Origin of the sequence: Rhizobium esperanzae (assembly GCF_002204185.1) — a bacterium.
In the GTDB taxonomy this organism is placed as follows: Bacteria; Pseudomonadota; Alphaproteobacteria; order Rhizobiales; family Rhizobiaceae; genus Rhizobium; species Rhizobium esperanzae.
In genome coordinates, this window is record NZ_MXPU01000020.1 from 112,615 (window position 1) to 120,447 (window position 7,833).

A 7,833-nucleotide genomic window follows, 5' to 3' on the forward strand; every position below is an offset into this window, starting at 1 on the left:
GCATTCTATCCTCCCCGGATCAGGCGACGGCCGAAACCGCAAAAAACGTTCGGCCAGTCTTGATCCCAGTTACTTCCGCTTGATCAGCGCCTGCGCGGCGTCGGCGATTGCGGACGGCGCCATCCCGAATTCGTCGAGCAGGAACTCTGCCGAACCTGTGGGGGCATAGACGCCGGGAACGCCGAGACGTTTCATCGGCACCGGGGCGTTGTCGACCACCACTTCGGCGACCGCCGAGCCGAGCCCGCCAAAGATCGAATGCTCTTCGGCTGTGACGATCGCTCCGGTTTCCCTGGCTGCGGCGATGATCGCCTCCTCATCGATGGGACGAACCGTCGCAAGGTTGAGCACCCTGGCGCTGACGCCGCGCTCAGCGAGGATTTCGGCAGCCTTCAGAATGCGATGCGTCAAAGTACCGTTGGCGATGAGCGTGACGTCGGAACCCTGGCGAAGGAGATTCGCCTTGCCAAGTTCGAATTTATGGCCTTCCGGAAGCAGGTCGGGCACGCCGACCCGTGACAGGCGCAGGAAACAGGGCCCGTCATAAGTCGCGGCCCACGCAACCGCAGCGGCGGTTTCGATGCGGTCGCAAGGCGCAATAACCGGAAGATTGGGCAAGACCCGTGTCCAGGCGAAGTCTTCGATCGAGTGATGGGTCGGACCGAGTTCGCCATAGGCCATGCCGGAGGAGATGCCGACCAGCTTGACGTTGGCATTCGAGTAGGAAATGTCGGCCTTGATCTGCTCCAGCGACCGCCCCGTCAGAAACGGAGCGGCAGCGCAGACGAACGGAAGACGTCCGCCGTTGGCGAGGCCTGCTCCGACGCCCACCATGTTCTGCTCTGCAATTCCGACATTGACGAGGCGTTCGGGAAATTTCGACTTGAAGCCGCCGAGCTTGGAAGAACCGACCGAGTCGTTGCAGACAGCAACGATCTTCTCGTTTTCAGTTGCCAGCCGCTCAAGCGTGGTGGCGAATGCGTCGCGGCAATCGTGGAGCTTGGGTGGGTTGATTGGGGCGTTCATTACAGTGCCTCCGACAATTCTGCCAATGCGATTTCGTATTGCTCTTTGCTCGGCACCTTATGGTGCCAGTCGACCCGGTCCTGCATGAACGAGATCCCATGGCCCTTGTTGGTGTGGGCGACGATGCAATGTGGTCTTGTTCCCCGATGTTCGAGAGCAGGAACGATCTCACTCATAGTGTTGCCGTTGATCTCGGTGACTTCCCAATCGAAGGCTTCAAGCTTCGGACGAAGCGGCGCGAGATCATTGGTTTCGGCGAGCGCCGCGCCCTGCTGAAACCTGTTGTGATCGATGACCAGCGTCAAGTTGTCGAGCTTGAATTGAGCTGCCGCCATGATCGCTTCCCAGTTGGAGCCCTCCTGCATCTCACCGTCGCCGGTGACGACGTAGGTGTGAAATTCCGAGCCCGAGAGCTTGGCGGCTTTCGCCATTCCGACTGCGACCGGGAGACCATGGCCGAGCGGCCCGGTATTCGTCTCGACGCCCGGAACCTTATTGCAATTCGGATGCCCGTTCAGCCGCGAATGCGGCTGCAGGAAGGTGGAAATCTCCTCCTCCGGAATGAAGCCGCGTTTTGCCAGAGTCACATACAGGGCGCAGGCCGTATGTCCCTTTGAAAGAACGAACCGGTCCCGGTCGGGATGTTTCGGCTGATCCGGCCAGACATTCAGCACACGAAAATAGAGCGCCGTCAAAATGTCGATGACCGACATTTCCCCGCCAATATGGCCGGCGCCTGCTTCAAAGACCGCCTGAAGATCGCGCAATCGGATCTCGCGGGCGATGCGCTCAAGTTCTGTCGTATCCATCGATTCCTCGTGTGCATAAATATTCACTAATCAATATTTTTGCATAAGAGGCCGATTAGTCAACCCCCTTGTACTCCGCATCACAAAGATCCAGTCAACGAAATCTTGTTGACAGCTGGAAAGCAAGTTGTTAATGAATTTTCCAGCAGTAGTGAATAATTATTCGCTCCTGGACCAAATCGGATACAGGCCTACGCAAGGGAGGAGCAATGGTGGCGCTCGATATCAATGAACACAGGCTTTCGTCCGGTGCGTGGTTGAGCAAGCTCAAGGGAGCGACCGGCCCACTCGTCGGATTGCTCGTGCTGTGCGTCTTTCTGAGCGTCAGCACAGACACGTTTCTTTCTGTTCGAAACGGGCTCAACATCCTCGACCAGATCACCGTTCTCGGCATCATGGCGGTCGGAATGACGTTCGTCATTCTGATCGGCGGCATCGATCTCTCCGTCGGCTCGGCACTCGCTTTGGCGATGATGGTCATGGGCTGGACAGCCAACGTCGCCGGCCTGCCGCTTCCCGTCGGGATCGCCTTTGCGCTGATCGCCTCGGCGGTATCGGGCCTGATTGTCGGACTGCTGGTGACGCAGTTCAGGGTTCCGGCCTTTATCGCCACTCTGGCAATGATGTCGGCTGCCCGCGGCGTTGCAAACATGATCACCGACGGCCAGCAGATCGTCGGCTTCCCCGACTGGTTCATGATGCTGGCGATCGATCGCCATTTCGGCGTCATGACCGCCACGGTCTTTCTGATGCTGGCGGTGGTTCTGGCGGCCTGGCTTTTCCTGCACTTTCGCTCCGAAGGCCGCATGCTCTATGCGGTGGGCGGAAATTCCGAAGTCGCACGCCTCGCCGGCATCAACGTCCCGCTCGTGACGATCGGCGTCTATGTCATGAGTGCCGTCCTTGCAGGCCTTGCCGGCGTCGTGCTCGCCGCCCGGCTGGATTCCGTCCAGCCGTCCAGTGGTCTCGGGTATGAACTGGACACCATCGCTGCGGTCGTCATCGGCGGCACCTCGCTCTCCGGCGGCGCCGGCGGCATCGGCGGAACGTTGATCGGCGTTCTGATCATCGGTGTGCTGCGCAACGGTCTCAACCTTCTCAACGTCTCGCCGTTCCTTCAGCAGGTGATCATCGGCATCGTCATCGTGCTTGCGGTCGGCGCAGAGACCATTCGTCGGCGTCGCGCCTGACGAGCGGGATCCGCCGCACTGGCGGACCCGGAATTCCGCCCCGGAAAATCGGGACGGATCAATACCCCGAGGGGGAGGACATGCCCGAGGGTTCCATTAAACAACGGAGGAAATACAATGAAAATAGCGCGCACCATGCTCGCGTCTGCCGCACTGCTCGGTCTCATGCTCGGTCCCGTACACGCGGCGGAACTGAAGAAGCTGGGCCTCGCCGTTGCCAACCTTCAGGCAAACTTCTTCAACCAGATCAAGCAATCGGTCGAGGCCGAAGCCAAGAAGCGCGGCATCGAAGTGATTACGGTCGACGCCAAGGGCGACGGGCCGACGCAGGTCAACCAGATCCAAGATCTTCTGACCCAGAAAATCGACGCGCTGATCTATATTCCGGCCGGTGCGGCCGCGGCGAGCGTTCCGGTCAAGCTCGCGAAGAACGCCGGCATCCCGGTCGTAAACGTTGACCGCAATGCGGAAGGAGCGCCGGGCGATACGTTCCTTGCAACGGATTCCGTCGCCTCCGCCAAGGCTGTCTGCGACTACATCCTGAAGGAAGCCGGCGGCAAGGGGAAGATGGTCATCATCCACGGCCAGAAGGGCACGACGCCGGAAGTGGATCGCTCGAAGGGCTGCGGTGAATCTCTCAAGGCCTCCCCGGATGTAAAGGTCGTCGCTGAGCAGTACTCCAACATTTGGAGCCAGGATGAAGGCTTCCAGATCATGCAGAACATGCTTCAAGCCAACCCCGACGTCTCGATCGTATTCGCTCAGGCTGACGCTCTTGCACTCGGCGCCGCCCAGGCAATCAAGGTCGCGAAACCTTCCGGGAAAATCGTGGTCGGGGGCTTCGACGGCGACACCGCAGCGCTCGAAGCTCTCAGCAAGGGCGTCTTCGACGTTACGGCTACTCAGCAGACGCAGAAGATGGGCCGCGACGCGGTTGAAAATGCCGCCAAGCTTGTCGCCGGAGAGAAAGTACCGCCGGTCCAGCTCATGGATGCCACGCTGACCACCAAGGAAAACGTTGCAGGCTTCATCGCCAACCATCCCTGATGAAGCCGAGGTCTTGAGGAGGTGTGCCATGACTGATCCCGTTCTTTCCCTGAGGGGCATATCCAAGTGGTATGGGCCGCTCCAGGTTCTGAAGAATGTCAGCCTGGACGTCTATCCGGGCGAAGTGGTTGCACTTCTCGGTGAAAACGGAGCGGGCAAGTCGACGCTGTCAGGCATCATTGCCGGATCCCGCACGCCCTCCGAAGGATCGATGACATGGCTGGGGCAACCTTACGCCCCGGCCACCCCGAGGGAAGCGATCGACAAGGGCGTTGTCCTGATCCACCAGGAGCTGCAGCTTCTGCCGCAGCTGTCGATCGCCGAAAACGTCTTCATCGGACGTTGGCCGATGAAGAACGGCGCCATCGACCGTGCCCAGATGGTTCGCCGGGCCCAGGACCAGCTCGCTCGCTTGAACCTTCACATACCTGCAACGCGAACGGTCGCCGGCCTCTCCACGGCAAATCAGCAACTTATCGAGATCGCCAAGGCGCTGGCGCTCAACGCAAAGCTGCTGATCCTCGATGAACCGACAGCCGCCCTTGGCGGCGCCGAGACCGAGGCTCTCTTCGAACAGGTTCGCAAGCTTCGTTCGGAAGGCGTCGGCATCGTCTACATTTCCCACCGCATGGAAGAGATCAAGAAGATCACCGATCGCATCGTCGTTCTTCGCGACGGCGAGCGGGTGCAGGAATTCTCGGACAGCGCGACCCCGGTGCGAACGATTGTCGAGAGTATGGTCGGACGCCCGCTCGACCGCTTGTTCCCCACCCTGCCCGTTCCAACAGACCGCCCGGTACTTCAGGTGTCCGGCCTGAGCTCGCCGGACAACGCGTTCCGCGACGTTACCTTCGAGGTGCGGGCCGGCGAAATTCTCGGCATCGCCGGATTGGTCGGCGCCGGGCGCACCGAACTGCTGCGTGCGATTTCGGGAGCAGATCCGATCAGCGCCGGTTCGATCAAGCTGGAAGGCGAAGAACTCAGGCTGCACGACCCGGCGGACGCGATCGCCAAGGGGATCGTGATGGTTCCGGAAGACCGCAAGGAACAGGGCCTGATCGTCGGGCACCGGATCAGCGAGAACATTGTCTACGCCAATCTCGACAAGCTGGGCCGTGGCTGGATCACGCCGCGCATCAAGCGCTCCTTTGCGGAAAAGGCAGTGGCCAAGTTCGGCGTCAAGGGCCGTGCCGAGCAGTACGCCTCGGACCTATCCGGCGGCAACCAGCAAAAGGTCGTGATCGCCAAGTGGCTCATGCGCGATCCCAAGGTTGTCGTGCTCGACGAGCCGACGAGAGGCATCGACGTCGGCGCCCGCGCCGGCATCTACGACATCATCGTCAATCTTGCCAAACAGGGCGTGGCGGTCATTGTCGTAAGCTCGGACCTCGAGGAAGTTCTCGGCGTCTCCAATCGCATTCTCGTGCTTGCGCAAGGCAAGCAGGCGGGGATCCTCAATCGTGACCAGGCCAATGACGTTTCGGTCATGGAACTGGCTACCATCTAAGCAATTCCAACAAAAGTGTGCAGTGGTTTTGCGTCAGGAATTGCGTGAAAACAAAACAACACAGAAAGGAAGAGCGGTGTCCGACATCACTCTGAATGCCCCGAAGCTTTTCGATCTCAGCGGCCAGGTTGCCATCGTTACCGGCGCCGGGAGCGGCATCGGGCAGCGCATTGCCATCGGCCTCGCGCAATGCGGCGCCGACGTGGCCCTGCTCGACCGCCGGACCGACGACGGACTGGCGACGACAGCCGAACATATCCGCGCCGCCGGCCGCCGCTCGATCGAGATCGCGGCTGACGTCACGAACAAATCTTCCCTTGCAGATGCCGTCGCACGCACCGAAGCCGATCTCGGTGCACTGACGCTTGCGGTCAATGCAGCGGGCATCGCCAACGCCAATCCGGCAGAGGAGATGGAGGAGGATCAATATCAGACGCTGATGGATATCAACCTCAAGGGCATATTCCTGTCCTGCCAGGCCGAGGCCCGCGCCATGCTGAAGAATGGACGCGGCTCCATCGTCAACATCGCCTCCATGTCCGGCGTAATCGTCAACCGTGGGCTGAGCCAGGCGCATTACAACGCCTCCAAGGCGGGCGTCATCCACATGTCGAAGTCACTGGCGATGGAATGGGTCGGCCGTGGCATTCGTGTCAACACCATCTCCCCCGGATATACGGCAACGCCGATGAACACTCGTGCGGAGATGGTCCACCAGACCAAGCTCTTCGAAGAGCAGACGCCGATGCAGCGCATGGCGACGGTCGACGAGATGGTAGGGCCGGCGGTGTTCCTGCTGTCGAATGCGGCAAGTTTCGTGACCGGCGTCGATCTTCTCGTCGATGGCGGTTTCTGCTGCTGGTGATGCCTAAGAAGGCTCATTGCCGGGCCACTGGAAAATGAACGGTCTCGCCTCCTCCCTGGCTGAGACCGAGGCGCCGGAGGGTAACGGGCATGACGGCGTGCGATATCGTCGTCTGCCCGCCCTTCGCCGATCGAACGGGCGGTTGCGCCGAGATTTGCTGTTTATGTCAGGATACGAGGAAAGAGCATGAAACGCTTTGATCAAAAGACTGTCGTCATCACCGGGGGCAGCCGCGGCATCGGCGCTGCGATCGCCAGGCGCTTTGCGCGTGAGGGCGCCAATCTCGTCGTCTCGGCGAATGAAGACCTGGTCCACGGCGTTGCCGAAGGGATCAGGGCCGAAGGCGGCAAGGCGCTCTCCTTCATCGGCGATGTCACCGACAAGGCGAGCGTCGTCGCACTCTACGATGCGGCCGAAAAGGAATTCGGCACGATTGACGTCTCGATCCAGAACGCCGGCGTCATCACCATCGCACGCGTCGAAGACTTGACGGAGAACGAGTGGGACAAGGTGATGGCCGTCAACACCAAGGGCGTCTTCCTCTGCGCCCAGGAGGCCATTGCAAGAATGCGCAAGCACAAGCGCGGCGGCCGCATCATCAACACCGCCTCCGGCCAGGCCCGCGACGGCTTCATCTACACCCCGCACTACGCCGCCTCGAAGATGGGCGTCGTCGGCATCACCCAGAGCCTCGCCAAGGAAGTTGCGACCGAAAACATCACCGTCAACGCCTTCTGCCCCGGCATCATCGAAACCGACATGTGGGCCTATAACGACCAGGCCTGGGGCAAATTGCTCGGCAACTATGCCCCCGGCGAACTGATGAAGGAATGGGTCGAAGGCATCCCGATGAAACGCGCCGGCTCCGGCGAGGACGTCGCCGGCCTGGTCACCTTCCTCGCCAGCGACGACGCCGCTTACATCACCGGCCAGACGATCAATGTCGATGGCGGGTTGATCATGTCGTAGGCGGGAACTTGGGGCGGTACCGAAGCTGAATGGACGATTTGACCTGAAGCGGCCTGTCTTTCGCTTGCCGCTCAAGGCGTTCGTCGCTGCGCTCCTCACCCCCTCATCTGCCCTCCGGGCATCTTCTTGGATGAGCAAAATGTAGGATACTTATGCCTGCCGGGCGGGTGGCCGCCCGCCCGGCAGCTGGTTGTCGGATCGTCACCTTCTTAGCCGTTAGGGGCTGTGGGGAGCAGGATCGCAACCGGCTCTTCATCTGGCCCGTGTGGTTGCAGGAACCTTGGGGTTCGTATCCAAGACAGGGACGACGAAGATGACCGATAATAGCATGATTTGTGCCGGAATCGATGTCGGCAAAAGCCATCTCGACATTGCCCTCCATCCCGGCCGCGCAAGGCTGAGGGTCACTTATGACGCTGC

The 7,833-nt window shown here is 60.6% G+C and carries 7 protein-coding genes; 5 read left to right on the forward strand and 2 right to left on the reverse strand.

Annotated elements, in window-relative coordinates; all coding sequences use genetic code 11:
- Positions 1–69 precede the first annotated feature (69 nt).
- Positions 70–1,026, reverse strand: coding sequence for a transketolase family protein (locus B5E41_RS25320; protein WP_088396538.1), 957 nt, complete (start codon positions 1,024–1,026; stop codon positions 70–72).
- Positions 1,026–1,835 (reverse strand): transketolase, encoded by an 810-nt coding sequence (locus tag B5E41_RS25325; protein WP_088396554.1) that lies wholly within the window; start codon positions 1,833–1,835, stop codon positions 1,026–1,028. The genes B5E41_RS25320 and B5E41_RS25325 overlap by 1 nt, the downstream gene beginning before the upstream one ends.
- Before the next feature lie 209 nt (positions 1,836–2,044).
- Here B5E41_RS25325 and B5E41_RS25330 point away from each other — a divergent pair, with 209 nt between their 5' ends.
- The 5 genes from B5E41_RS25330 (at position 2,045) to B5E41_RS25350 (ending at position 7,413) form a co-directional block, all read left to right on the forward strand.
- A complete protein-coding gene (locus tag B5E41_RS25330; protein WP_064803062.1) occupies positions 2,045–3,025 on the forward strand; it encodes an ABC transporter permease in 981 nt (326 codons plus the stop codon).
- A gap of 117 nt (positions 3,026–3,142) precedes the next feature.
- Positions 3,143–4,072, forward strand: coding sequence for a sugar ABC transporter substrate-binding protein (locus tag B5E41_RS25335; RefSeq protein ID WP_088396539.1), 930 nt, complete (start codon positions 3,143–3,145; stop codon positions 4,070–4,072).
- A 28-nt stretch (positions 4,073–4,100) separates the two neighbouring features.
- A complete protein-coding gene (locus tag B5E41_RS25340; protein WP_088396540.1) occupies positions 4,101–5,579 on the forward strand; it encodes a sugar ABC transporter ATP-binding protein in 1,479 nt (492 codons plus the stop codon).
- A gap of 76 nt (positions 5,580–5,655) precedes the next feature.
- Positions 5,656–6,444 (forward strand): SDR family oxidoreductase, encoded by a 789-nt coding sequence (locus B5E41_RS25345; protein WP_088396541.1) that lies wholly within the window; start codon positions 5,656–5,658, stop codon positions 6,442–6,444.
- Positions 6,445–6,630: 186 nt separating this feature from the next.
- Entirely contained in the window at positions 6,631–7,413 is a 783-nt protein-coding gene (locus tag B5E41_RS25350; protein ID WP_088396542.1) for a glucose 1-dehydrogenase, read from the forward strand.
- The last annotated feature ends 420 nt before the right edge of the window (positions 7,414–7,833 follow it).

Coding starts and splice junctions, on each gene's coding strand:
- B5E41_RS25320 (WP_088396538.1), bottom strand. CDS start 1,026: ATGAACGCCCCAATCAACCCACCCAAGCTCCACGATTGCCGCGACGCA.
- B5E41_RS25325 (WP_088396554.1), bottom strand. CDS start 1,835: ATGGATACGACAGAACTTGAGCGCATCGCCCGCGAGATCCGATTGCGC.
- B5E41_RS25330 (WP_064803062.1), top strand. CDS start 2,045: ATGGTGGCGCTCGATATCAATGAACACAGGCTTTCGTCCGGTGCGTGG.
- B5E41_RS25335 (WP_088396539.1), top strand. CDS start 3,143: ATGAAAATAGCGCGCACCATGCTCGCGTCTGCCGCACTGCTCGGTCTC.
- B5E41_RS25340 (WP_088396540.1), top strand. CDS start 4,101: ATGACTGATCCCGTTCTTTCCCTGAGGGGCATATCCAAGTGGTATGGG.
- B5E41_RS25350 (WP_088396542.1), top strand. CDS start 6,631: ATGAAACGCTTTGATCAAAAGACTGTCGTCATCACCGGGGGCAGCCGC.